At 64.2% G+C, this 22939-nt stretch carries 20 protein-coding genes; 13 read left to right on the top strand and 7 right to left on the bottom strand.

The annotated features are described in order from the left end of the window. The first annotated feature begins 73 nt into the window (after positions 1 to 73). The gene (locus J7359_RS11560) at positions 74 to 481 is read left to right on the top strand and encodes a hypothetical protein (RefSeq protein ID WP_209056799.1); all 408 of its coding nucleotides are present in this window, start codon (positions 74 to 76) and stop codon (positions 479 to 481) included. Positions 482 to 521: 40 nt separating this feature from the next. Here the strand turns inward: J7359_RS11560 and J7359_RS11555 are convergent, their stop codons facing one another. From J7359_RS11555 to J7359_RS11535, 5 genes are all read right to left on the bottom strand, one after another. Continuing rightward, the gene (locus J7359_RS11555) at positions 522 to 1958 is read right to left on the bottom strand and encodes an NAD-dependent succinate-semialdehyde dehydrogenase (protein ID WP_209056798.1); all 1437 of its coding nucleotides are present in this window, start codon (positions 1956 to 1958) and stop codon (positions 522 to 524) included. 29 nt (positions 1959 to 1987) lie between these two features. Further along, on the bottom strand, positions 1988 to 2743 hold the full coding sequence (locus J7359_RS11550; protein WP_209056797.1) for an IclR family transcriptional regulator: 756 nt from the start codon (positions 2741 to 2743) through the stop codon (positions 1988 to 1990). Positions 2744 to 2839: 96 nt separating this feature from the next. After that, entirely contained in the window at positions 2840 to 3916 is a 1077-nt protein-coding gene (locus J7359_RS11545) for an extracellular solute-binding protein (protein WP_209056796.1), read from the bottom strand. Positions 3917 to 3950: 34 nt separating this feature from the next. Continuing rightward, positions 3951 to 5741 carry an ABC transporter permease subunit gene (locus J7359_RS11540; RefSeq protein ID WP_209056795.1) on the bottom strand — a complete coding sequence of 597 codons (1791 nt, stop codon included), beginning with the start codon at positions 5739 to 5741 and terminating at the stop codon, positions 3951 to 3953. After that, positions 5738 to 6886, bottom strand: a complete 1149-nt coding sequence (locus tag J7359_RS11535; protein ID WP_209056794.1) for an ABC transporter ATP-binding protein — start codon at positions 6884 to 6886, stop codon at positions 5738 to 5740. Before J7359_RS11535 ends, J7359_RS11540 begins: the two co-directional genes overlap by 4 nt. A 206-nt stretch (positions 6887 to 7092) precedes the next feature. Between J7359_RS11535 and J7359_RS11530 the strand changes: the two genes are divergently transcribed. The 11 genes from J7359_RS11530 to J7359_RS11480 are packed head-to-tail and all read left to right on the top strand — an operon-like array spanning position 7093 to position 19596. Beyond that, positions 7093 to 7890: a CoA transferase gene (locus J7359_RS11530; protein WP_209056793.1), complete on the top strand. Its 798-nt coding sequence runs from the start codon at positions 7093 to 7095 to the stop codon at positions 7888 to 7890. Next, complete coding sequence (locus tag J7359_RS11525) at positions 7887 to 8651, top strand: CoA transferase (RefSeq protein ID WP_209056792.1); 765 nt, start codon at positions 7887 to 7889, stop codon at positions 8649 to 8651. Before J7359_RS11530 ends, J7359_RS11525 begins: the two co-directional genes overlap by 4 nt. Then, positions 8648 to 9847: a CoA transferase gene (locus tag J7359_RS11520; protein WP_209056791.1), complete on the top strand. Its 1200-nt coding sequence runs from the start codon at positions 8648 to 8650 to the stop codon at positions 9845 to 9847. The genes J7359_RS11525 and J7359_RS11520 overlap by 4 nt, the downstream gene beginning before the upstream one ends. Beyond that, entirely contained in the window at positions 9844 to 10890 is a 1047-nt protein-coding gene (locus J7359_RS11515) for a 2-hydroxyacid dehydrogenase (RefSeq protein WP_209056790.1), read from the top strand. The genes J7359_RS11520 and J7359_RS11515 overlap by 4 nt, the downstream gene beginning before the upstream one ends. A gap of 9 nt (positions 10891 to 10899) precedes the next feature. Then, positions 10900 to 11577, top strand: a complete 678-nt coding sequence (locus tag J7359_RS11510; protein ID WP_209056789.1) for a class II aldolase/adducin family protein — start codon at positions 10900 to 10902, stop codon at positions 11575 to 11577. A gap of 3 nt (positions 11578 to 11580) precedes the next feature. Continuing rightward, positions 11581 to 13074, top strand: coding sequence for an FGGY family carbohydrate kinase (locus J7359_RS11505; RefSeq protein WP_209056788.1), 1494 nt, complete (start codon positions 11581 to 11583; stop codon positions 13072 to 13074). Beyond that, positions 13071 to 14615 (top strand): acetolactate synthase large subunit, encoded by a 1545-nt coding sequence (locus J7359_RS11500; RefSeq protein ID WP_209056787.1) that lies wholly within the window; start codon positions 13071 to 13073, stop codon positions 14613 to 14615. The genes J7359_RS11505 and J7359_RS11500 overlap by 4 nt, the downstream gene beginning before the upstream one ends. Before the next feature lie 12 nt (positions 14616 to 14627). After that, the gene (locus tag J7359_RS11495) at positions 14628 to 16943 is read left to right on the top strand and encodes a molybdopterin-dependent oxidoreductase (protein WP_209056786.1); all 2316 of its coding nucleotides are present in this window, start codon (positions 14628 to 14630) and stop codon (positions 16941 to 16943) included. Then, positions 16940 to 17509 carry a peroxidase-related enzyme gene (locus J7359_RS11490; protein WP_209056785.1) on the top strand — a complete coding sequence of 190 codons (570 nt, stop codon included), beginning with the start codon at positions 16940 to 16942 and terminating at the stop codon, positions 17507 to 17509. The genes J7359_RS11495 and J7359_RS11490 overlap by 4 nt, the downstream gene beginning before the upstream one ends. Position 17510: 1 nt before the next feature. Beyond that, entirely contained in the window at positions 17511 to 17903 is a 393-nt protein-coding gene (locus tag J7359_RS11485) for a rhodanese-like domain-containing protein (RefSeq protein ID WP_209056784.1), read from the top strand. 37 nt (positions 17904 to 17940) lie between these two features. Continuing rightward, a complete protein-coding gene (locus tag J7359_RS11480) occupies positions 17941 to 19596 on the top strand; it encodes an acyl-CoA synthetase (RefSeq protein WP_209056783.1) in 1656 nt (551 codons plus the stop codon). A 34-nt stretch (positions 19597 to 19630) separates the two neighbouring features. On the opposite strand, the gene J7359_RS11475 is transcribed toward J7359_RS11480, so the two are convergent. Continuing rightward, the gene (locus tag J7359_RS11475; protein WP_209056782.1) at positions 19631 to 20626 is read right to left on the bottom strand and encodes an MDR family oxidoreductase; all 996 of its coding nucleotides are present in this window, start codon (positions 20624 to 20626) and stop codon (positions 19631 to 19633) included. Beyond that, complete coding sequence (locus J7359_RS11470) at positions 20623 to 21378, bottom strand: FadR/GntR family transcriptional regulator (protein ID WP_209056781.1); 756 nt, start codon at positions 21376 to 21378, stop codon at positions 20623 to 20625. The genes J7359_RS11475 and J7359_RS11470 overlap by 4 nt, the downstream gene beginning before the upstream one ends. Before the next feature lie 106 nt (positions 21379 to 21484). Here J7359_RS11470 and J7359_RS11465 point away from each other — a divergent pair, with 106 nt between their 5' ends. Beyond that, positions 21485 to 22918 carry an FAD-binding oxidoreductase gene (locus J7359_RS11465; RefSeq protein WP_247740347.1) on the top strand — a complete coding sequence of 478 codons (1434 nt, stop codon included), beginning with the start codon at positions 21485 to 21487 and terminating at the stop codon, positions 22916 to 22918. The last annotated feature ends 21 nt before the right edge of the window (positions 22919 to 22939 follow it).

Raw genomic sequence — 22939 nt, 5'->3', positions numbered from 1 at the left:
GTCCGGCGCCCCGTTCTGCCGTGTGGGGCCGCGGCCCGACGCCCCGGCACATGACCGACGCAAGAGGCATGACATGAAACAGTTTGCGACCCGCCGCTCGGTCCTGTTGGCCTTCGGCACTGCGACCTTTGCGGCGGCCGCTGCCGCCCGCGCCAGCGCCGCACGCGCGGACGACCTTGGCATTACGGTCGAATTCGAGGGCGGCAAGACCGTTCCGAAAGGCCAGCTTGTCGTGTATCTGGACCCGCCTGCCGGTCAGGACGAGGCCCGATCCATGGCTGCAGGAACAAGGATCGAAAGCGACGGCAAATCGCGAAAGATCACCCTTTCCCTGCCAGATCCGACCGGCGCAAGAGCGTCGTCACCTCGGCAGTTGGTGGCCCGGCTGGAACGGGCGGATGGCTGGTTGCTGGCGCGCGGCAGCGCACAGATCAAGGACGACACCCACGCGGTCGTCACGCTTCATACCGTGATGTACTAGGGCGCAGACGCCGCGCTTGCGGCGTCTGCCCAGCGGTCTGTCACGCCACCTGCGTCACGAACCTCGTCACCATATAGGCGTCGATCGCCTCTGACCCGCCCTCGGTGCCATAGCCGGAATCGCGGACCCCGCCGAAGGGCACCTCGGGCAGCGCCAGTCCGATATGGTTGATCGTCATCATGCCCGCCTCGACCTCATGAGCCAGACGGTGCATGGCTTCGGGCGAACGGGCAAAACCATACGAAGCCAGCCCGAAGGGCAAGCGGTTCGCTTCGGCAATGGCATCGCTCAGGTCCTCGAAGCGGTTCACGACGGCGACCGGGCCGAAAGGCTCCTCGTTCATGATCCGGGCCGAGACGGGCACATCCGCAAGAACCGTCGGCGCAAAGAAATTGCCGGTATTGCCGATCCTTTCGCCGCCGGTCACAAGCCGCGCACCCTGCGCGATCGCGTCACCGACCAGATCCTGCAGCGCGGCCACGCGGCGATCATTGGCCAGCGGCCCCATGCGAACGCCGTCATCAAGCCCGTTGCCGACCGGCGTCGCCGACATCGCCGCGCTGAACGCATCCAGGAACGGCTCGAATGCCCGTTCCTGCACCAGAAATCGCGTGGGCGAGATGCAGACCTGCCCGGCATTGCGCAGCTTGCTGGCCGCGGTGATCTTGGCGGCCTGCGCGATATCGGCATCCTCGCAGACGATCACCGGCGCATGGCCGCCCAGTTCCATCGTCGCGCGCTTCATGTGCTGCCCGGCAAGCGCCGCCAGATGCTTGCCGACCGGGGTCGAACCGGTGAAGCTGATCTTGCGGATCACCGGATGCGGGATCAGATACTCTGAAATCTCTGCCGGAACACCATAGACAAGATTGATGACACCTGCCGGAACGCCGGCATCGGCGAAGGCACGGATCAGTTCGGCCGGCGCTGCCGGAGTTTCCTCGGGCGCCTTCACGATGATCGAACAGCCCGCGGCCAGTGCGCCCGACAGCTTGCGGACGACCTGATTGATGGGAAAGTTCCACGGCGTGAAAGCTGCCACCGGACCGACCGGCAGCTTCAGCGCCATCTGCGTGACGCCCGCGGCGCGCGCTGGGATGATCTGGCCATAGGTGCGGCGACCTTCTTCGGCGAACCAGTCGATCACGTCGGCGGCCGCCATCGTCTCGCCCTTCGCCTCGGCCAGCGGTTTGCCCTGTTCGCGGGTCATGATGGCGGCGATGTCGTCTGCGCGCTCACGCAGCAACTCGGCCGCGCGCCGCATGATTCGATAGCGGTCGAAGACTCCGGTCGCGCTCCAGATTCTGAAACCACGATCTGCAGCGGCCAGTGCTTCGTCCAGATCCTCGCGGTCGGCATGGGCCAACTGACCGATCACCTCTCCGCTGGAGGGGTCAGTGACCGGGATCGTCCGGCCGCTTTCTCCTGCACGCCAGGTTCCGTCGATGAACAGCTTGGTATCGGGATAGGCGGTCATCTGTCTTCCTTCTGTGTTGTCTTGCGATCTCAACCGCGCGGCGCATAGCCAAGGGCGGTCGAGATGGCGCGCGCCGCGTCCATGACCAGCGGCGCGATCTCCTTAAGCTGCTTGCGCTTGATCCGCAAATCCGGGCCGGACATGCCGATCGCGCCGGCAAGGTCACCGGTCCGGTTCAGGATCGCGCAGGCACAGGCGGCGATGCCCTCGCGCCATTCGCCTTCGGGAACCATCGCGTGACCCTGTTCGCGCGTCAGGCGGATATCCTCGCGCAATTCGGCAATCGAGGTGCGCGTGGTGTCGGTATAACGTTCCATCCGCCCTTCGAAGCGGTCGATATAGTCATCGGGCATCTGCGCCAGCATCGCCTTGCCCGTGGCGACGGTATATGCCGGGGCGCGGGATCCGACGCTGGTATGCGCGCGGATGTGATGCGCGCTTTCGATCTTGTCCAGATAAACGACGTCCGACCCATCCAGGACCGACAGGTGAACGGTCTCGCCGGTCTGCTCGGCCAGACGGATCATCGCCGGACGGGCGATCTGCGTCAGGTCCATGCGGCGAATGACATGGCTGCCCAATTCCCAGATCCGCGTGGTCAGGGCATAGTGGCTTTGCGGTGGCACCTGCCGCACATAGCCTTGCGAAATCAGCGTGGCCAGAAGGCGGTGCACGTTGCTTTTGGTCAGTTCAAGCGTGTTGGCAAGGTCGGTGATGCCGCGCGGTTGATCGCTGTGCGCCAGTTCCTCGATCAGCCGCAGCCCCTTGATGAATGCCTTGTCCATGGCCCGGTCTGGTCTTTCCCTGCTTGCACGGGCCGTGATGGCCCGCGCGGATGTTGTTGGCGGGCCGGGCGGGCATTTGTACGCCCGGCCGCCGGATCATTGCGCCAGAAGCGTGTTCAACTGCTCTTGGCCGTATTCCTCGTTCGTCATCGTGCCCTGTTCCGACTCGCCCCCCCAGTAATCTGGGCTCCATTCGATCGCCTTGGCAAGGTTGTCGGGGTTGTTGGCCCAATACTTGCTGATTTCGGGATCGGCCGCCTCGTAGACCAACGGCGACGGCAACGCCACGGGATAGACCGAGGTCAGCTCTGCGGCGCGCTGCGAATCCAGCCGCCATGACAGCAGCTTCAGCGCGTTGTCGTAGTTGGGCGCGTCCTTCGGGATCGAGAAGAAGTCATAATAAACGAAGCCCTGGTTCCATTCGACCTCAAGCGGCGCCCCCTCTAGCGCCAGGATCGAGGACGATCCGGTATAGGCCATGCACATGTCCGCCTCGCCATCCAGCAGAAGTTGCGGGGCCTGCGCAGAGGTCGTCCACCATTTCGACACATGCGGCTTGATTTCTTCGATCTTGTTCAGAGCGCGTTCCACGTCGACAGGATACAGGTCTTCCTTCGCGACCCCGTCAGCCATCAGCGCCGCTTCCATCACGAAACGCGGCCATGCGGGCAGGCAGCGATTGCCGGGAAACGTCTCGACATCCCAGAAATCAGCCCAGCTTTCGGGCTGCTGTTCGGAATAGACATCGGTGTTGTAAACCATGCCGACGCCGATCACCTGCAGCGCGACGCCCTTTGGCCGCTTGAGGTTTTCCGGCATGCTGTCCAGCGTCTTCTTCGCTTCGTCCGACATCTTGTCGTAGTCGATATCGGCCAGACAGCAATCGCCCAGAAGCTTGGTTTCCTGGTCGAAGATGAAGGTCAGATCCCATTCCGTCTTGCCGGCTTCGACCTGCGCCTTGATCCGCGGACCGGAACGCGCCTCTTGCACGGTCACGACATCGATGCCGGTCTCGTCCTCGAAGCTGTCATACATGACCTCTTGCAGCGCATCGCCGTAGGCGCCACCGGGGTCCTGCATCACGACTTCGCCTTCGGCCAGCGCGGGGCCGGCGATCAGCGCGGCCATCGCCAGTGCCGATACCGTTCCCATCGTCTTCTTCATTCCAACCATGTCATCCTCCTCCATTGGATTTCTTGTCTTCACGTCAGGCGGCACGGCCCCGCGCAAGGACGGGCCTTGCTAGGATGATGCCGCCCACGACCAACAGCACCTCGAGCGTCGAAACGACCGCCAGCACCGGGTTCAGTTGATAGTTGATGTCCGCCCACAGCATCAGCGGCAGGGTCTTCATGCGCGGGCTGGACAGGAACAGCGACAGCACAAGTTCATCGAACGAATGCAGGAACGCGAAGAAGATCGCCGCGCCAAGCCCCGGCGCGATGGCCGGCAAGGTGACGGTGCGAAAGACGGTCAGCGGCGAGGCGCCATGAACGGCTGCCCCCTGTTCAAGCCGCCGATCCACCGCCTGCAACGATGCCGCGACGATCACGACCACGATGGGGATGCCGCCGATCGCGTGCGCCGCCGCCAGCCCAAGATAGGTGCCGGTCAACCCGACATTCAGGAACAGGCTGTACAGCGACAGGCCCAGCACCACCGGCGGCACGATCATCGGGCTGACCAGCAGCAGCATCAGGGCGGATTTGTAGCGGATATCGCTGCGCACGATCCCCATCGCCGCCGTGGCACCCAGGCTGACCGAGATGACGGCCGACAGGCACGCGATGGCAAGCGAGTTCCAGAACGCCGACATCCAGTTGCTGTCCGAGAAGAATTTCTCGTACCAGCGCATCGACCAGTCTGGCGGCGGGAAGGTCAGGTAGCTGGCCTTGCTGAAGGAAATGATCATCACCACGATGATCGGGATGACCAGCGTCGCGACGACGAAGCCGCCCATTCCGCGCACCGTCCAGTGCCCCCAGCCAGCCGGCAGGCGCCCCATGATGCGCAGGATCGGCCAGCCCAGAAGATCGGCGATCACCATGCCGGGGCCGCGCCGGCGCGCGCGCGCAGCAGGTTTGGGTGCAGGCGCGCGGCTTCTGGCGCCTGCATCCATCTTGCCGCCGCCCCAGATGAATTCGAAGCCCATGATGCGGCCTGCGATACCGACCACGATCAGGGTGATCACCAGCAGAACCACCGCCAGCGCCTGCAGGAATCCCTCGCCAGTGATGGAATCGGCTTGTTGGGTGATGTGCATGGCGAACATCTGGTCGCCCGGTCCGCCCAGAAGGGTCGGCGTGATGAAGAAGCCGATCCCGGCCACGAAGACCAACAGGAACCCCGCGCCGATACCCGGCAATGTCAGGGGCAGCAGCACCCGCCAGAACACTGCCAACGGACCCGCGCCCGATGCCAGCGCGGCTCGTGTCAGCCCCTGATCAAGCCGCGAGACCGAAGCATAGATCGTCAGCACCATCAGCGGCAGAAGCACCGCCGTCATGCCCAGAAGGACAGAGCCCCGGTTGAACAGCAACCCGATCGGGGTGTCGATCAGTCCCAGCATCTGCAACAGCTTGTTGATCGGACCGTTTCGGCCCAGCAACACCATCCACGCATAGGTGCGGATCAGGATGGCGATGAAGTAGGGCAGGATCACCGCCGTCGCGATCAGGATCTGCGTCAGACCGCGGGTGCGATGGATCAGCAGGGCCGTCGGATATCCCAACAGTACGCAAAGACAGGCGACGGTGAATGCGATCTGCATCGTCCGCAGCAGCGATTCCCAGTAAAGCGGGACCGAGAAGACCCGTTCGAAATAGGTCGACCATGTCGGGCCGGACATGCTGACCCGGAACAGGTCGATCAGCGGAAAGACATAGATCAGCGCCAGGAACACCACGGCGGGCACAAGCAGCAGCGCGGGATCTTTCAAACGCTGTGCCAGGGCTGCGCGGGCGGGCAACGGGGCGGCAGTCGGCGTCGCGTCGGTCATGACAGAACCCAGCCGTCTGCCGCGCCCCACCCGATCTGCAACTTCTGCCCCACCTGCGGCAGCGTGATCTCGGACGTGTCGGAACAGCGGATCAGAAGGGTCTGGCCGTCATCAAGCCGCACCTCGATCCGCAGCACCTCGCCCAAAAACAGGGCTGAAATGACGGTCGCCGGCATGCTGTGCGACGTCGGCTGATCGTGGATCCTGATCCTTTCGGGCCGGACGAGGACGGTGGCACGCCTTTCGTGTACCCCATCGCGCGAGGCCGCCTCGAAGACATGGCCACCGGGCGTGCGCAGGGTCAGAACCTTTCCCTTCCTCTCGATCACCTCGGCGTCGATCAGATTGCTTTCGCCGACGAACGAGGCGACGAACCTGCTTTGCGGTCTGCGATAGATTTCCACCGGGCGGTCAACCTGCACGATGTGTCCGGCATCCATGACGGCGATGCGGTCGGACATGGTCAATGCTTCGGATTGATCATGCGTGACGAACAGGATGGTGCTGCCGATGGTCTGATGAAGCTCGCGCAGTTCGATCTGGATCGATTCCCGCAAGCGCCGGTCCAACGCGCTCAGCGGTTCATCCATCAGGACAACCTTGGGCCGCATGACGATTGCGCGGGCGATCGCGACCCGTTGCTGCTGTCCGCCGGACATCTGGGACGGCAGCTTCTGCGCATGTTCCGACAGGCGCATCATCTCCAGCGTTTCCGCGACCCGGCGATCTGTCGTGGCCCGGTCCATCCTGGCCATGCGCAGCGGAAAACCGACATTCTGGGCGACCGTCATGTTTGGAAACAGCGCATAGCTTTGAAAGACCATGCCAAAGCCGCGCCGATGCGTCGGAACGTGCTGGATGGGACGGCCATCCACCAGAATATCGCCACCGTCGATATTCTGGAAACCTGCCAGCAGGTTCAGAAGCGTTGTCTTGCCGCTGCCCGACGGACCCAGCAAGGTCACAAACTCACCCGGCTCGATTTCCAGGCTGACGCGGTCTGCCGCGACAAACGCGCCATATTTCTTGACGACACTGCGCACCGAGATGCTGGACCCGATCGCCTGTTGCGCGGGCGTCGTCGAGACCGGCTGAACATCCGGCGATTCGGACCGCATCGCTCGCCGCGCCTGTATCTGCATCATCTTTCCTCCCATCGTTCCATATTATAGAACGCTATTCTGTTTTATTGTGTCGCGCTGCTGCCGTTTGTCAAGAAAAACCGCTGGCGATGTAGTAAAAGCGGCTCCAGAGCGGTTGCAGACAGGCGATTGACTTGATCTTAAGTCTGCGCCTAGTATCAATTACAGAACGTTGTTCCATAATTTGGAACGATCAAAGGGAGGGCTGCATGGCTGAACATCTGCGGGCGCTTGCAAGCCTTGTCCGGCCAGGCATGTCACTGGCGCTGCCGGTGGATTATGCCGGGGTTTCCATGGCCATGACGCGCCCGCTGATCCGGCAAGGCGCGGGCGATCTGCACCTTGTCTGCGTGCCGACCGGGGGATTGCAGGTCGATCAGCTGATCGGTGCCGGGCTGGTGCGCTGTGTCGAGACCAGCGCGGTGTCCCTGGGCGAAGCCGGGGGCGCACCACGCTTCAACGACGCGGTAAAGAAGGGCAGCATCCGGGTCATGGACGCGACCTGCCCGGCGATACATGCGGGCCTGCTGGCCGCCCAGAAAGGCGTGCCCTTCATGCCCATGCGTGGCCTGATCGGATCGGACATTCTGGCGCAAAGGGCTGATTGGCAGGTCATCGACAACCCGTTGGAGACAGGCGATTCCATCGCGATCATCCCGGCCATACGCCCTGACTTCGCGATCTTTCACGCGCCGATGGCGGACCGCGACGGCAATGTCTGGATCGGTCGCCGCCGCGAACTGGCCGCGATGGCCTATGCCGCGACGCAGACTTTGGTCACGGTTGAACGGATCGTCGATCGCAGCCTGCTGGCCGATGAAACCACCGCCGCAGGCACCCTGCCGGCCCTGTATGTCGACGCGGTCGCCAAAGCGCCGCGCGGTGCCTGGCCTTACGGATTATGGGGCGAATACGCGACGGATACCGATGAAATGGTCCGCTATGCCACTGCTGCGCGAACCCCGGAAGGGTTTGCCGACTACATGGCGCAAGAGGTCTGTGCATGACCGCCCTGCCCCGCGAAATCCTGATCTGCGCGATTGCAGGCCTGCTGCACGATGTCCGCCATGTCGCGGTCGGCGCATCATCGCCAATGCCCGCGGCGGGCGCGATGCTGCGGCGCGCGCTGGTCGAAGACCGGCGCAAGGTTCGGCTGTCGATCCTGGGGTCGGTCGAACACAACTTCTTCACCAACGGATCGGCCGAGCTGTTCGACAGCGCCGGACAAGGACGGCTGGATGCGTTCTTTCTGGGTGGCGGCCAGATCGATGGCATGGCGAATGTGAATCTGGTCGGTGTCGGCGCCTATCCCCGGATGTCCGTCCGCTGGCCGGGTTCGTTCGGATCGGCGTATCTTTATTTCACGGTGCCGCGCGTCATCCTGTTTCGCGAAGAACACAGCCCTCGCGTCCTGGTCGAAAAGGTCGATTTCATCAGTGCACCCGGCATCAGCGCGCCCGAAACCCACCGTCCTGGCGGGCCGGTCGCCCTGCTGACCAGCAAGGCCCTGTTCAGCTTTGACAGCCAGCGTCCGGGCTTTCGCCTCGAAAGCGTGCATCCCGGACATTCCCTGCCAGAGATCATCGAGGCGACCGGCTTCACGTTCGACCACGACGATACCCCGCCATTGACCCCGGAACCGGACGCGGCGACCTTGTCGCTGCTGCGCGGCCGGGTACTGGACGAGCTTTCCGAAACCTACCCCGCCTTCGCAGCGCAATGGCGTCGCGATCTGGCAGAGACGATCCCTCACGGAGCATCCGCATGACCACTTTCGGCTCACTGGCCAATCTCAAGGTAATCGATGCCAGTCGCGTGCTGGGCGGCCCCTATGCCGGGCAGGTCCTGGCGGACCATGGTGCGGATGTGATCAAGCTGGAACCACCCGCGGGCGATGAAACGCGCGGCTGGGGGCCGCCCTTCCTGGGCGACGCGGCAAGCTATTTTCAGGGATTGAACCGCAACAAGCGCGGCATTGCCGTGGACCTGTCGCAGGACAAGGGACGCGAATTGCTGCTGGCGCTGCTGGACGACGCCGATGTCCTGCTGGAGAATTTCAAGACCGGCACGATGGAGCGGTGGGGCCTGGGACAGGACGAATTGTCACGGCGATTTCCCCGATTGATCCATTGCCGGGTGTCGGGATTCGGCTCGGACGGCCCGATGGGCGGCTTGCCGGGCTATGATGCGGCCATTCAGGCCCTGTGCGGGATCATGAGCGTGAACGGCGAAAAGGATGGCCAGCCCCTGCGCGTCGGCGTGCCTGTGGTCGACATGGTCACGGGACTGAACGCGACGATCGGCATCCTGATGGCCCTGAATGAACGCGCGATCAGCGGCAAGGGCCAGTTCATTGAAACCAGCCTTTATGATTGCGGGGTGTCGCTGCTGCATCCGCATCTGCCGAACTATTACCTGTCGGGCAAGGTGGCACAGCCTTCGGGCAACGCGCATCCCAATATCTGCCCCTACGATACGTTCGAGACCGGGTCCGAGCCGATCTTTCTGGCGGTCGGAAACAACAGGCAGTTCACCACGCTTTGCAAGATGATCGGCAGGCCCGACCTGCCCGATGACCCCCGCTTCGCATCGAACAGCCAGCGCAACCAGCATCGCGATACGCTGAAGACCTTGCTGGAAACCGCGCTGGCCGATTTCGACGCGATCGAGCTGTCGGATCGCCTGATCAAGGCCGGGGTTCCCTGCGGTGCCGTGCGCAGCATCGACCAGGTGATCGACGATCCGCATACCCGGCATCGCGAGATGGTGGTCGATATCGGCGGATATCGCGGAACCGGCAGCCCGATCAAGTTGTCGCGCACGCCAGCCAGCTATCGCCGTGCGCCGCCATCCTTTGCCCAGCACAGCGCCGAAGTCATGGAGGAACGTGCCCTTGATCCCAAGGAATACCGCACGGTCCTGCCGGGCCTCGAAGACCAGCCCAACGCAAAGAGAAAAGCATGACTGACGCACTGACAATCGGCATCATCGGCGACGGCTTCATGCAGCCTGAATTTTTCGAGACGGCCTTGCGCGACACCCTGACCGGCCGCGATCTGACGATCCGCAGCATGCAGATCGATTGGCCGCTGCGATTGAAATCGACCAAACACGACCCGACCCTGCCAGTCGGCGAGTTTGTCGGCAGACCCGAGGAATATTTCGATTTTCTGCACGATCTCGACATCCTGATCACGCATCTTGCGCCGATCACGGCAGACAGCCTTGATCACGCGCCGCACCTGAAGACCATCGCCGTATCCCGCGGCGGACCTGTCAACATCGAGATGGCCGCCGCGAGGGAGCGCGGGATCACCGTCGTCAACACGCCCGGACGAAACGCGTCTGCCGTCGCCGAGTTCACGGTCGCATCGCTGCTGGCCGAGACGCGCAACATCATCCGGGGGCACCAGATCGTCGCCAGCGGCAAGTTCGGGCGCGAATTCTATCACTATGACAATACCGGCCCCGAACTGTGCGAATTGACCGTCGGGATCGTCGGATATGGCGATATCGGCACCCGCGTTGCCCGGTTGCTGCAGCCCTTCGGCTGCAGGATCCTGATCTACGACCCGTTCAAGGAACTGACCCAGGCCGAAATCGACGCCGGGTTCGAAAAGGCCGATCTGGACGATCTTGTGGCGCGATCCGATGTCGTGACGCTGCATCCGCGCGTGACGGCCGAGACCAAGGGCATGATGTCGCGCGAGCGCATCGCGATGATGAAGCCCGGTGGCTATATCGTGAATACCACGCGGGGGCAGGTTCTGGACTACGACGCGCTTTACGATGCGCTGGTCTCGGGCCAACTGAAGGGTGCGGCGCTGGACACGTTCGAACCCGAGCCGCCCCCCGCGGACTGGCCGCTGCTGAAACTGTCCAATGTCACCCTGTCGCCGCATATCGCGGGGGCCTCGCGCTATTCGGCGACCAAGGCCGCGACCATGATCGCCGGTGACATCAAACTGATCCTTGACGGCAAGCCGCCGCGATTTCCCTGCAAATGAGGTTGTCCAATGACCGATGACGAACGCGCGCTGCGCAGCGAACTGATCGAATCCTGCCGCAACATGAATCGGCTTGGAATCAACAAGGGGACCTCGGGCAATATCAGCGTCCGGCACGGCGACGGGTTCCTGATTTCGCCGACCGGGATTCCCTATGACAAGCTGCAGCCCGAACACGTGGTCGCGATGAACTGGGATGCCACCTATGAAGGCGAGGTGCAGCCGTCGTCCGAATGGCGTTTTCATCGCGACATCCTGCAGGCGCGGCCCGACCTGAATGCGGTGGTCCATACCCATTCGACCCATGCCACGGCCCTGTCCATTCTGGGGCGCGACATTCCGGCGATCCACTATGTCATCGCGGCGGCCGGCGGCAGCACGATCCGCTGCGCACCCTATGAGCTGTTCGGCACGCAGGAGCTGGCCGACCGCGTCGTCAGCGCGCTGCAGGGGCGCCGCGCCTGCCTGATGGCGCATCACGGCGTCATCGCAGGCCACGCCACCATCGCGCGCGCGCTGGCCCTGGCCGTCACCGTCGAGGAACTGGCAACGCAATACCTGCTGTGCCTTCCGATGGGCGAGCCGCCGATCCTGTCCGACGACCAGATCGCCGAGGTGCTGGTCAAGTTCAAGACATACGGTCAACAAAGCAGCGCGGCGCTGGAAGGGCTGCGGCAGGCATCCTGAACCATGAACGCGACGATCCTGTGTCTTGATTCCGGAACCACCTCGGTCAAGGCGGCGGCCTTCGACGGACAGGCCAACCTGCTGGCCAGTGCGGAACGGCCGAACGGCGCGCTGCACCGGGACGGTGTGCGGGTGGAACAGGACATGCAGATCACCCGGACCGAGGCGATGACGGTGCTGCGCGATTGCGCCACGCAGATCACCGGCCCAGTCACCGGGCTGATCCTGACCGGACAGGGCGACGGGCTGTGGCCGGTGGATCGCGATGGTGTGCCGGTCGGGCGCGCGATGACATGGCTGGACGGGCGGGCCCGCGACCTGGCCAGCAGCCTGGCACCGCAACTGGATCAGGTGCAGGCCGCGACCGGTTCCCGCCCGACCGCGGCATCGGCAAGCCTGCAACTGCTGTGGCTGCAGCGACACGACCCCGATCGTCATGTTCGGATCGCCAAGGCCTTGCGGCTGAAGGAATGGCTGTTCTTCAGCCTGACGGGCCAGATGATCGCCGAACCTACCGCCCTGCTGCCGGTCTGGGGAAACTGGCGCGATGGCAAGCTTGCACTTCAGGTTCAGGAACATCTGGGCTTGACCAGCGGGCTGGACCTGCTGCCGGAACTGGCGGCGTTGGGCGCGGCGCGGGCGGAATTGTCGGACCAGACCGCGCGCCTTGCCGGACTGCCCGGGGGCCTGCCGGTCCTGCTGGGACCGGGGGACGTGCAATCGACGCTGATCGGGTTGGGGCTTGGCACAAGGCCTGACGTGACCCGCGCCTCGATCTTCGGCACCAGCGCGATCCATGCCTGCCTGCTGGACGATCCGGACGCGATGCCACGGATGCCGACCGGTGCGATGATCCAGCAGTTCGCCGCCGGACCGGGATATCTGTGCTTTCATCCCTGCTTCAACGGAGCCTCGCTGCTGCGCCACCTGTCGCAGAAATTCACCGACCTGCCGGTGCCCGCAGGCCCCGAATATTCATCAGTGATCCTGCATCCCTTCCTGGAACCGGGGGGCGAACGGGCGCCGTGGACCGACCCGAACGCATCCGGCGCGATTTTCGGACTGAGCGCGGCGACCACGCCCGGCCAGATCGCCTGGGCCGGGCGCGAGGCGCTGGCCTTTGTCACCCATGCCAGCCACCAGATGATGGGTGCGCCCGCCGGGGTGCTGTCGCTGGGTGGGGGGCTGGCCGGCGACGGCCATTTTGCGCGGTTCCTGGCGACCCTGACCGGGTGCGAGATCCAGCGCAGCCCCGGCGCCCATGCTGGCCTGCGCGGCCTGGCCCTGATCGCGGCGCGCAACTTGCTGGGGGCCACCGACGCATCGCCCTGGATCGGCGCGGCCACGCAACGCGCCACCCCGCAACAGGGGGCAGTGGCGGCCTATGCCCAAAGGAAATATCGTCTGTTCTCGGACCTGATAGACTTGAACGCGCCATTCTGGTCGCGGATCTCGGATCTGGGCAACGATGCTGAAACCCTGATGGAGACCCCATGAACGGCGCCGATCTTCTGTGCGAAACCCTTCTGGCAAACGGCATCGACACCTGCTTTGCCAATCCGGGCACGTCCGAAATGCATTTCGTCGCCGCGCTGGACCGGCAGCCGCGGATGCGCTGTATCCTGGGGCTGTTCGAAGGCGTGGTGACCGGGGCGGCCGATGGATACGCGAGAATGGCGGACAAGCCTGCCGCGACGCTGCTGCATCTGGGACCCGGTCTGGCGAACGGGCTGGCGAACCTGCACAATGCCAGACGGGCACATACGCCCATGGTCAACATCGTCGGCGATCATGCGACCGGGCACCTGCAATACGATGCCCCGCTGACCAGCGATATCGACAGCCTCGCCCGTCCGATGTCCAACTGGGTAGGACGCGCGGACAGCGCCGACAGCGTCGCAGACCGCACCCGTGAAGCGATCGAGGCAGCACGGTCAGGCGCAGGCGGCATTGCCACGCTGATCCTGCACGCGGACGCGGCGTGGACACAAACCGCTTCTGCCGTGCCCCCGCACAACGTCGCCCCTGCCCTGCCCGCCCCCGACACGGCAGCGATCGCGAAAGCGGCCACGGCGCTGCGCAGCGGCCCGGCCACCACCGTCCTTGTGTCAGGTCGCGCGCTGCGTGCGCCGCACACCGAAATGCTGGACCGCATCGCCGCCAAGACCGGCGCGCGACTGATGGCGCAGCAGGCCAATGGCCGGATGCAGCGGGGTGCGGGCCGGGTCGCGCTTGACCGGGTTCCCTATGTCATCGACCAGGCGCTTGAGACATTTGCCGACACGCAGCGGCTGATCCTGATCGGTGCAAGGGCGCCGGTGGGTTTTTTCGCCTATCCGGGCAAGCCCGGCAGCATGCTGCCCGAGGACTGCGAGGTGATCACGCTGGCGGGTCCGCACGACGATATCCCTGCAGCGATCGAGGCTTTGGCAGACGCGATCGGTCCCGTCCCAGCCGCCCGCCTTGCGACGCGGCACAGCCCCGCGATGCCAACCGGGGCGCTGAACCCCGATGCCATCGCCGTCGCACTGGCCCACCTCATGCCCCCGAACGCGATCGTCTGCGATGAATCGGTGACTTCGGGTCGCGATTTCTTTCGCACGACCCATGGCGCCGCGCCGCATGACTTCCTGCAATTGACCGGCGGCGCGATCGGCGACGGGATCCCGATGGCGACGGGCGCAGCCGTGGCCTGTCCCGACCGCAAGGTGATCGGGCTGCAAGCCGACGGCAGCGGCATGTACACGCTGCAGGGCCTGTGGACCCAGGCCCGCGAACGGCTGGACGTCGTGACCATCGTTTTCGCCAATCGGCTGTACAAGATCCTGCACGGTGAACTGAAGAATGTCGGTGCCGGGACGGCGGGCGAGAATGCCCGCAGGATGCTGGATCTTGACGATCCGGCGCTGGATTGGGTGAGGCTTGCAAACGGGATGGGTGTCGAGGCCGCCCGCGCCGACACATGCGAGGCATTCCACGATCTTCTGCGCGCGGCGATGTCGCGCAAGGGACCGTTCCTGATCGAAGCCGTGCTGTAGAGGGCCTGACAGATGATCCGCCGTGTTCCGCATTGCAGCCATTGGGGCACCTACACGATCCTGGTCGAGGATGGCCGGATCGTCGGCGTCGAACCCTTCGCCGACGACCCCGCCCCCTCGCCCATCATCCACTCGGTCGCGGAATGGGCGAAACCCGACCGGCGTGTCCTGAGGCCGATGATCCGCGAAGGCTGGCTGCGGTCGGGCGGAGCCGGCGATGGCGCGGAACGCGGAAACGAACGCTTTGTCGCCGTGCCCTGGGACGAGGCGCTGGAGATGGTCGCATCCGAGATCGGTCGCGTCGCGGCTGCCCACGGCAATGCCTCGATCTTCGCCGGCAGCTATGGCTGGACATCCTGCGGTCGCGTCCACCACGCCTCGACGCTGCTCAAGCGGATGCTGAATCTTGTGGGTGGCTATACCGGTCATGTCGACACCTATTCCATCGCCGCCGGTCCGGTGATCCTGCGCCATACGCTTGGCGATGACCGCGCCTGTGGCGGGCAGGCCAACACCCTGGACAACATTGCGGCGCATTCCGAAACGCTTGTGGTCTTCGGCGCCATGTCGCCGCGCACCGCACAAAGCGAGGCGGGGGGCATCGGCGCCCATCATCTGGAAGATTATCTGCGCCAGATCGCCGACAGGGGCGTGCGCGTCGTCCATGTCTCGCCCTTGCGCGACGATCTGCCCGAATGGCTGAACGCCGAATGGTGGTCGATCCGACCCAACACCGATGCCGCGCTGATGCTGGGGCTTGCCGGTGAGATCGTGGCGCAAGGCAGACATGATGCCGGGTTTCTGGCGCGCTGCACCAGCGGATCGGACGAATTCCTGGCCTATCTGCGCGGCGACAGGGATGGCCTGCGCAAGGATGCGGCCTGGGCCTCGGGCGTGACCGGGCTGCCCATCCATGCGATCGGGGCGCTGGCCGCGCGGCTGGTTCAGACCCGCAGCATGCTGACCGTCAGTTGGGCGCTGCAACGCGCACATCACGGCGAACAGCCCTTCTGGGCGGCGCTGGGACTGGCGGCGGTGATCGGACAGATCGGCCTGCCCGGCGGCGGGGTCGGCTATGGCTATGGGTCGCTTGGTGGTGTCGGATCGCCCTTTGCGGTGGGCAAATCGCCGGGCATGTCGCAGGGCGTCAAGGCAATCGACAGTTTCATTCCGGTGGCACGGATCAGCGACATGCTGCTGAATCCCGGCGCAAGTTTCACCTATCAGGGCGAGACCCGGACCTATCCCGATGTGCGGCTGGTCTATTGGGCGGGGGGCAATCCGTTCCACCACCACCAGGATCTCAATCGTCTTGCGCAGGCATGGCAACGGCCGGAAACCATCGTCGTTCAGGACCCGATGTGGACCGCGACGGCACGCCGGGCGGATATCGTGCTGCCGGCCTCGACCTCGATCGAGCGCAACGATCTGGCGGGCAACAAGCGCAGCGACGTGATCGCGGCGATGCACAAGGCAATCGAGCCCCTGGGCCAGTCGCGTTCGGATTTCGACATCTTCAACGCCCTGTCGGAACGGATGGGTGTCGGTGCCGCCTTCAACGAGGGTCGTGACGAGATGGGCTGGGTCCGCCATCTTTATGACGAAAGCCGCGCCTATGCCCTGCGCGCGCACGGTTTCCTGATGCCGACATTCGACAGTTTCTGGGAACGCGGACACGCCGCCGTTCCGGTGCAGCGCGACCATGTCTATCTGGCCGCCTTCCGCGACGACCCCGACCGCAACCGGCTGGAAACGGAAAGCGGCCGCATCGTGCTGGGCAGTCGGACGCTGGCGCAGCTTGGGCACGCCGATTGCCCGCCCCATCCCGCATGGCTGTCGCCGGCCGAATGGCTGGGTGATGCCGGGGCGGACGAACTGCACCTGATCTCTCACCAGCCACGCGGACGTCTGCACAGTCAGCTTGAAAGCGGCTCTGCCAGCCTTGCGGATCGACGCGGTGGGCGCGAACAATTGCGCCTGAATCCCGGCGATGCGCAGGCGCGCGGAATTCTGGACGGCGACACGGTCCGCCTGTGGAACGCGCGCGGTGCCTGCCTGGCGACGGCATTGATCAGCGCCGACACCGCGCCGGGCGTGGCCGTTCTGCCCACCGGGGCCTGGTTCACGCCGACCGATGACGGCACCGAGATTTCCGGCAATCCCAATGTGCTGACGCTGGATATTCCCAGCTCTGCATTCGGTCAGGGCTGTGCCGCGCATACCTGCCTGATCCGTGTCGCGCCCCATGCCAGGGACAACCGCGATCCGATGCGAACCTATCAAGACGAACTTGCAGAAATGCTTTCCGAAACCGAGGAGACATCATGACCAACGCCCCCGTCAGCCGCTTTGCGGTGCCGTCGCTTGCAGACATGCCCGAGGATATCCGGGCCCGGATCGAGGCCGTTCAGGAAAAATCGGGCTTCGTGCCGAATGTCTTCCTGACGCTGTCGCACCGGCCCGACGAATTTCGCGCGTTCTTCGCCTATCACGATGCGCTGATGGATCGCCCCGGCAACCTGACCAAGGCCGAACGCGAGATGATCGTGGTCGCAACGTCCAACGCGAACGAATGTCAGTATTGCGTCGTGGCGCATGGCGCCATCCTGCGCATTCGGGCGAAAAATCCGCTGATCGCCGATCAGGTGGCGGTGAATTACCGCAAGGCCGACATCACGCCCCGGCAAAAGGCGATGCTGGATTTCGGCATGAAGGTCTCGGCCCGTGCGCAAGAGGTCGGCGATCAGGATTTCGCGGCGTTGCACGACCACGGCTTCGACGACGATGATATCTGGGACATCGCCGCGATCGCGGCCTTCTTCGGCATGTCGAACCGGCTGGCCAACGTCACCAGCATGCGCCCGAACGACGAATTCTACGCGATGGGGCGTTAAGATGGCCGTCGGATACAGGCAGATGCTGGACGAAGCGGACAAGATCGTGCAATCCGTTTCCGTCGATGAGGCGGCCAGGCTTCAGGACGATCCGCAGGTGGTCATGGTCGATATCCGCGACCCGCGCGAACTCGAACGCGAAGGCATGATCGCGGATGCGTTCCATGCGCCGCGGGGGATGCTGGAATTCTGGATCGACCCGGAAAGCCCCTATCACAAACCGCGCTTTGCAGAGGACAAGACCTATGTGTTCTATTGCGCATCGGGCTGGCGATCCCTGTTGGCGGCAAGGCTGGCCCAAGAGATGGGGTTGGACGCACGTTCGATGCGGGGCGGGTTCGGTGATTGGCGCAAGGCGGGACATGCCGTTGCAACGCGTCCCGCAAAGGGCTGATATCCGCATCCGTGGCCGGCAAGCGAAGGGGGACCGAATGACGATATATGACGAAGGCCTGGACCGGACAGCGGCGAATTTCCAGCCGATGACGCCGATCAGCTATCTGCGGCGCGCTGCCCTGACCTATCCCGACCATCCGGCGGTGATCCACGGCAATCAGCGCCAGACCTATGCGCAGCTCTGGTCGGATTGCTGCAAGCTTGCCTCGGCCCTGACGCGGCGCGGCATCGGGCGCGGCGACACGGTGTCGGTACTGCTGTCCAATACGCCGCCGATGATCAACGCCCATTTCGGCGTCCCGATGGCCGATGGCGCGGTCTTGCATTCGATCAATACGCGGTCCGACCCGGCCTCGATCGCGTTTCAGCTGGATCACGCGGAATCGCGTGTCCTGATCGTGGATCGCGAGTTTTCGGACGCCGCGAAGACGGCGCTGGCCAGCGCGAAGACAGCGCCGCTGGTCATCGATTTCGACGATCCCGAATATCCCGAGGACGCCCCCTACCCCAAGGGCGACCCGATCGGCAGCATGGATTATGCCGCGTTTCTGGCCGAGGGCGACCCGGATTTCGTTCCCGGAAAGCCGCAGGATGAATGGGATGCGATCGCCCTGAACTACACGTCGGGAACCACCGGCAACCCCAAGGGCGTCGTCTGTCATCATCGCGGTGCGGCCCTGATGTCGATGAACAGCGCGATTCACGCAGGTCTGGGCAAGCATCCGGTCTATCTGTGGACGCTGCCGATGTTCCATTGCAACGGCTGGTGCTTTCCCTGGGCGGTTCCGGTTCAGGCCGGCACCCAGGTCTGCCTGCGGTGGGTTCGGGCGCATGCCATCTATGACGCGATCGCCGATCACGGCGTCACGCATCTGTCCGGCGCCCCCATCGTGATGTCCACGCTGCTGAACGCCCCCGACGATCAGAAGCGCAGCTTCGCAGGGTCCGTCGCGTTCAACACCGCCGCAGCCCCGCCGCCCGAAACGGTTCTGCATGCGATGGCGGATGCGGGTTTCGACGTCACCCATGTCTATGGGCTGACCGAAACCTACGGGCCCGCCGTGGTGAACGAATGGAACGATAGCTGGAACGAGCTGCCGCCCAATGAACGTGCAGCCCGCAAGGCGCGGCAGGGCGTCCGGTATCTGTCGCTGGACGATCTTGCGGTCTTGGACCCCAAGACGATGCAACCTGTTCCGGCCGACGGCCAGACCTTGGGTGAGGTGATGTTCCGGGGCAATGCGGTGATGAAGGGATACCTCAAGAACCCAGCGGCCACGGCCGATGCCTTTGCCGGCGGCTGGTTCCATTCGGGCGATCTGGCGGTGATGCATCCCGACGGCTACATCCAGTTGAAGGACCGGTCGAAGGACATCATCATCTCGGGCGGCGAGAACATCTCGTCGATCGAGGTCGAGGAGCAGCTTTACCGCCATCCGGACGTGTCGATGTGCGCCGTGGTCGCCATGCCAAGCGAAAAATGGGGCGAGACGCCATGTGCGTTCGTCGAATTGCGCGATGGCCGCGATCCGTCCGAGGCTGATCTGATCGCGCATTGCCGCACCGGGCTGGCAGGATACAAATGTCCGTCACGGGTGGTCTTTGGTCCGCTGCCGAAGACCTCGACGGGCAAGATCCAGAAATTTGCCCTGCGATCCCAAGCCTCCGAGATGGGTCAGCAGAAGGGATAGGCGGGACCGGCCTGCCGCCGGTCCCGCATCTTCGTTACTGCGCGACGTCGATCACGACACGGCCACGTATCTTGCCGGCGACGATATCGGCGGCAAGACGGGGCAGATCCGACATCGGTTCGACACGTGCGATGCTGGCCAGATGCTGTTTGTCCAGATGCGCCGTCAAGGTCGCCCATGCACGGTCGCGCTTGTCCTTCGGCGCCATGACGCTGTCGATGCCAAGCAAGGCCACGCCGCGCAGGATATGCGGCATCACGGTCGCGGGCAGATCGAACCCGCCCGCCAACCCGCAGGCCGCCACCGCCCCGCCATAGCGTGTCTGCGCCAGCACGTTCGCCAGGGTGGTCGAACCGACCGCATCCACCGCCCCTGACCAGCGTTCCTTCTGCAACGGCCCGCCCTTCTCGGCCAGTTCGGCGCGATCGACGAAAGCCGAAGCGCCAAGCGAGGACAGATAATCATGCGTCTCGGGCCGGCCTGTCGCCGCGGTCACCCGGCAGCCCATCGCGGCCAGAAGGCTGATCGCGGTCGATCCGACACCGCCGGCGGCACCAGTAACCAGAATCTCGGCCCCCTGATCCTGCATCAGGCCCCAATCCTGAAGCGCATTGACACACAGCCCTGCGGTATACCCCGCGGTACCCACGGCCATTGCGTCCTTCAGGCTGAAACCTTCGGGCAGACGGGTCAGCCATTCAGGTTTCAGGCGCTGAAAACGGCCATAGCCGCCCCATTCGGTTTCCGACAGGCCCCAGCCATTGACGATCACCTGATCGCCCGGCTTCCAAAGGTCGGACCGGCTTTCCGCGACCGTGCCCGCGATGTCGATCCCGGCGACCATCGGCAGGCGCCGGGCGATCCGGCCCTTTCCCGTGACCGCCAGCCCGTCCTTGTAGTTCAACGTCGAATAGGCGACCTCGACCAGAACGTCATGGTCGGGCAATTCACCGATTGTAAGGTCACGGAACGCGGCCTTTGGCTTGCCGTCCTGATCCTCGATCATCAGGGCGCGGAACGTGTCTGTCATATTGTCTCTCCTCCGGGTTTCTCGGGCCTGCGATGCGCCAGCGCCTGATCCAGCACCGCACGCATCCCCTCGACATGGTGCTGCATCAGGGCAGCGGCGGTGTCCTCGTCGCGCTCGGCGATCGCCGCGCGGATCTTCTGGTGCGCGCCGATCGTGCGGCGCCGTTCGTGATGCCGATAGATCAACATGTTGGTGATCGGGATGAAGCTTTCGATCATCGCATGCATGATGAACTGCAGCGGGCCGTTGCCGGTGGCCTGAACGACAGCGCGATGGAACCGGACATCCGAGGCGCAGAAATCCTCGTCGTTCAGCGTCTCGTCCTGCTGCAGCGAAAGTTCCTGCGCCATCGCGTCCAGATCTTCGTCGGTCCTGTTCCGCGCCGCCAGACGGCAACACAGTGCCTCGGTCTGACCGCGCGCCGCCACGATCTCGTCGATCTCGAATCGTCCCATCCCGACCAGCAGCGTCGCCGCATCGGTTATGGTCCGTGCCGCCGCGTCCAGATCGGGCCGTGTCACGAAGGTGCCGCCTGCGGGACCACGGCGCGAACGGATCAGATTCTGCGCCGCCAGCACCTTCAGCGCCTCGCGCACGGTGGGACGCGAAATCCCGAACCGCCTGGCCAGTTCCTCTTCGGTCGGTAGGCGTTCATCGACCTGCAGCCGCCCTTCAAGGATGGCCGCACGGATCAGATCCGCGACCTGCTTGGCCAGGCTGCCGCGAACGATCTCGTCATAGTGCAGGGCCATCGCGTTCCTTCCCTCGGCTGCCGATCAGCCCAGCATGGCAAAACGCAAAAGGTTTGACAAATATAAAAATAGAGACAACCTGTGACCGTCAGAGGGGGAACACGCCATGCCAGACGACATCATGCCCTGCGACGCGGACCTGATCGCCCGCCTTTCCAGCATGCTGCCGCCTGCCGCGCTGCTGACAGGCGCGGCGATAGACCCGCGATATCAGGAAGATCGGCGCGCCCGCTTTTCCGCCCCGCCCCGGTTCGTGATCCGGCCTTCCTCGACGGCCGAGCTTTCGGCGGCGCTTGCGGCCTGCAATGATGCCCGTCAACGGCTGGTCATCCAGGGTGGCCGCACCGGGCTGTCGGGCGCCCACAGGATCCAGCCCGAAGAAGCGGTGCTGTCGCTGGAACGCATGACGGGGCTGGATGCGCCGGATCCCCAAAGCAGGACGATTGTCGCCGGGTCCGGCGTGCCGTTGCAACGGGTGCAGGATGCAGCCGACGGGGCGAACCTGATGTTCGGCGTGGATATCGGGTCGCGCGGGACTGCAACGGTCGGCGGGATCATCGCCACCAATGCAGGGGGAAACCGGGTGATCCGATATGGCATGACGCGCGCTCAGGTCGCCGGGTTGGAGGTCGTATTGGCCGACGGATCTGTCCTGTCGTGCATGCGCGGGCTGGAAAAGGACAATAGCGGCTATGACCTGAAGCAGTTGTTCGTAGGCAGCGAGGGCACGTTGGGGGTGGTGACAAGGGCGCTGCTGACCCTGCACGCCAAGCCACAATTCGAAACGAACGCGCTTCTGGTCATGCCATCGGTCGAGGCCGCGATGATCCTGCTGCGAGGTTTGCGGTCGAAATTGGGTGAAACCCTGTCCGCATTCGAGTTCATGACCGAAGACATCTATCATGGCGCGGCGGCAGCGGCGGGTGTCTCGGATCCTCTGGCAACAGCGGGTTCGATCTACGTGCTGGCGGAAATCCAGTCGCAGCAGGGTCAGGAAGCTGCGGCTGACCCCTTCATGGAATGCCTGTCAGACGCGATCGAGGACGGGCTGGTTCTGGATGCGGTGATCGCGAATTCCATGCGTGAGTTCCTGTCGCTGTGGGAAATCCGCGACAGCTGCGCCGATTACGTCCGCAGGCAGGACAACGTGGCCAGTGGCGATATCAGCGTGCCGGTCAGACGAATTCCGGACTTCCTGGATGAAAGCCGGCGACGCCTGTTGCAGATCGATCCCGCCAGCCGATTCCTGACATTCGGCCATCTGGCCGACGGCAACCTTCACTATGTCTTCTGCACGACCCGAAAGGAAGAAACGGTCGCGTGCCTGATGAACCTGGTCAGCAATTTCGGGGGAACGATCTCGGCCGAACATGGGATCGGGCTGGACAAGAAACACTGGCTGCCGCTGGCTCGCAGCGCGGCCGAGATCGACACGATGAAGCGTCTGAAGATCGCGCTGGACCCCAACAACATCCTGAATTCTGGCCGGGTTCTCGATCCCCTGAGCCCTGCCGGATCACCCCGATCCACAGCCAGGTGAACGCCATCCAAGTGCGGCACG

The organism is Paracoccus sp. R12_2, from assembly GCF_017744015.1.
Taxonomy (GTDB): domain Bacteria; phylum Pseudomonadota; class Alphaproteobacteria; order Rhodobacterales; family Rhodobacteraceae; genus Paracoccus.
The sequence above is the reverse complement of the archived record's forward strand: the minus strand, read 5'-3'. Positions and strand labels throughout refer to the sequence as shown.

What these genes read in the sequence shown, in the direction of transcription:
- J7359_RS11530 (WP_209056793.1), top strand. Translation starts at nt 7,093, where the DNA reads ATGGCTGAACATCTGCGGGCGCTTGCAAGCCTTGTCCGGCCAGGCATG.
- J7359_RS11505 (WP_209056788.1), top strand. Translation starts at nt 11,581, where the DNA reads ATGAACGCGACGATCCTGTGTCTTGATTCCGGAACCACCTCGGTCAAG.
- J7359_RS11515 (WP_209056790.1), top strand. Translation starts at nt 9,844, where the DNA reads ATGACTGACGCACTGACAATCGGCATCATCGGCGACGGCTTCATGCAG.
- J7359_RS11475 (WP_209056782.1), bottom strand. Translation starts at nt 20,626, where the DNA reads ATGACAGACACGTTCCGCGCCCTGATGATCGAGGATCAGGACGGCAAG.
- J7359_RS11500 (WP_209056787.1), top strand. Translation starts at nt 13,071, where the DNA reads ATGAACGGCGCCGATCTTCTGTGCGAAACCCTTCTGGCAAACGGCATC.
- J7359_RS11495 (WP_209056786.1), top strand. Translation starts at nt 14,628, where the DNA reads ATGATCCGCCGTGTTCCGCATTGCAGCCATTGGGGCACCTACACGATC.
- J7359_RS11520 (WP_209056791.1), top strand. Translation starts at nt 8,648, where the DNA reads ATGACCACTTTCGGCTCACTGGCCAATCTCAAGGTAATCGATGCCAGT.
- J7359_RS11540 (WP_209056795.1), bottom strand. Translation starts at nt 5,741, where the DNA reads ATGACCGACGCGACGCCGACTGCCGCCCCGTTGCCCGCCCGCGCAGCC.
- J7359_RS11465 (WP_247740347.1), top strand. Translation starts at nt 21,485, where the DNA reads ATGCCAGACGACATCATGCCCTGCGACGCGGACCTGATCGCCCGCCTT.
- J7359_RS11535 (WP_209056794.1), bottom strand. Translation starts at nt 6,886, where the DNA reads ATGATGCAGATACAGGCGCGGCGAGCGATGCGGTCCGAATCGCCGGAT.
- J7359_RS11490 (WP_209056785.1), top strand. Translation starts at nt 16,940, where the DNA reads ATGACCAACGCCCCCGTCAGCCGCTTTGCGGTGCCGTCGCTTGCAGAC.
- J7359_RS11470 (WP_209056781.1), bottom strand. Translation starts at nt 21,378, where the DNA reads ATGGCCCTGCACTATGACGAGATCGTTCGCGGCAGCCTGGCCAAGCAG.
- J7359_RS11560 (WP_209056799.1), top strand. Translation starts at nt 74, where the DNA reads ATGAAACAGTTTGCGACCCGCCGCTCGGTCCTGTTGGCCTTCGGCACT.
- J7359_RS11545 (WP_209056796.1), bottom strand. Translation starts at nt 3,916, where the DNA reads ATGGTTGGAATGAAGAAGACGATGGGAACGGTATCGGCACTGGCGATG.
- J7359_RS11485 (WP_209056784.1), top strand. Translation starts at nt 17,511, where the DNA reads ATGGCCGTCGGATACAGGCAGATGCTGGACGAAGCGGACAAGATCGTG.
- J7359_RS11480 (WP_209056783.1), top strand. Translation starts at nt 17,941, where the DNA reads ATGACGATATATGACGAAGGCCTGGACCGGACAGCGGCGAATTTCCAG.
- J7359_RS11555 (WP_209056798.1), bottom strand. Translation starts at nt 1,958, where the DNA reads ATGACCGCCTATCCCGATACCAAGCTGTTCATCGACGGAACCTGGCGT.
- J7359_RS11525 (WP_209056792.1), top strand. Translation starts at nt 7,887, where the DNA reads ATGACCGCCCTGCCCCGCGAAATCCTGATCTGCGCGATTGCAGGCCTG.
- J7359_RS11550 (WP_209056797.1), bottom strand. Translation starts at nt 2,743, where the DNA reads ATGGACAAGGCATTCATCAAGGGGCTGCGGCTGATCGAGGAACTGGCG.
- J7359_RS11510 (WP_209056789.1), top strand. Translation starts at nt 10,900, where the DNA reads ATGACCGATGACGAACGCGCGCTGCGCAGCGAACTGATCGAATCCTGC.